At 69.0% G+C, this 1,430-nt stretch carries 1 protein-coding gene and 1 pseudogene; both read left to right on the forward strand.

Annotation, left to right across the window (positions count from 1 at the left end):
• Positions 1 to 712, forward strand: a 712-nt coding sequence (locus LQV45_RS32235) for a DUF4192 family protein (protein ID WP_230011604.1), incomplete at its 5' end; no start/stop codon positions are given.
• 284 nt (positions 713 to 996) lie between these two features.
• Positions 997 to 1,430: pseudogene (locus tag LQV45_RS32240) on the forward strand (RNA polymerase sigma factor); the annotation flags it as partial.

A 1,430-nucleotide genomic window follows, 5' to 3' on the forward strand; every position in this document is an offset into this window, starting at 1 on the left:
CGGGACCGACGCCGGAACCACCGGCTCCGGGACGCCCGATCCCTGGACCATTGGCCGGCCGCTTCAGCTCTCACCGGAACTCGCCGGCTACCTGCGGGCCAGCCTGTGCATTCCGTCATGGCGGGATGCGGTCCTGGTGATGGCGGCCGCCGGACGGTCTGCGGCCGAACGCGGCGCCGAGGACTTCGGTATCTTCGACCCGGACCCCGGGTCCGCCGCTTTCCCCGATAACACGCCCGCCTCACGGCTCCGACCCACGCCCAGCCCCCTGCCGGGTCCAATGTCCGGCCGCACTTCCCGGTCCAAGTCCGCTCCGCGGATACCCCTGCCGGTGGCACCCGGCAGCGGCGGGTCCGCCGGCGGCGCCGTGCCTGCAGCCGGGGCTGTTCCCGGTTACGGGGAAGTCCTGCTCGGACTGGCGCCGTCGGTTCCGGACTGGACCCTGATGGTCGGGCTCGAGCGGGTCCTGGAACGGCTCGGCCGTCTTGGTGACGGGGAGGCAACGGCAGCCGCCGTGACGGCGCTGGGCTGGATCGAATGGTGCCGTGGCCGCGGCTCCTACGCCGACGCGCTCTACCGGCAGGCCCTGCAGGGCCACCCGGGGTACAGGCTCGCGGAACTGCTGGCGGAGCTTGGCCGGCGCGGCACCCTTTGCGGCTGGGCTGCCAGGCGGGAGGCGGCCTGGCAGAAGTTTGCCCCGGACGCGGCATGAGGTCCTGACGCGGCGGGCGAAGCCGCCGCGATATCGCCGACCCGGCGTCGCGAAAGGCACCCGGCCTGAAAACCGTGAGACAATGGTTGCCGAGACCCGGTTGGGTCCGTGTATCAAGTGCCCTAAATGTTCCTTGGAAACAGGGAACATTAAGGCCGCGCCAGCAGTTCTACTAAGTGGCTCTGCTGGTCGTGGTTGCACCTGATGTTGAACACGGACTTGACAGGGTCATAGTGGTGTTGCCCGTATGGTGATTCCGCAGACCGCAGCTAGAAAGGTTTTCAGTGACCCCGTCTTCCGCGAAGAAGGAACCCGCCGACCAGGCCGAATTGTCCCCTGAGGAGAAGAAGGCGGCGACCAACGCCAAGCGCGCCGCCACGCGCGCAGCCAACAAGGCTGTCAAGGACGCCGCTTCCGCAGAGGGTGGCGACACCGTAACCGGAGTCGCCAAGCCTGAGCCCAAGAAGCGCGGGCCCAAGCCCGGCGCGAAAGCCGCGGCAGAAGCCGCCGGCAACTCTGCCAGTACGTCTGACGATGACGTCGACGCCGAAGAGGATCTCGACGACATCACGCCCGACGCCGCCGAGCTCGGCGACGAAGTAGAAGGCGAGGAAGTCGCCGGCAAGGCCGCGGCCACCACCGGCTCCGGCTTCGTCTACTCCGACGCCGACGACGACGACGCTCCGGTGCAGCAGGTTATGTCTGCCGGCGCCACCGC

Source organism: Microbacterium sp. Bi128, assembly GCF_918698205.1.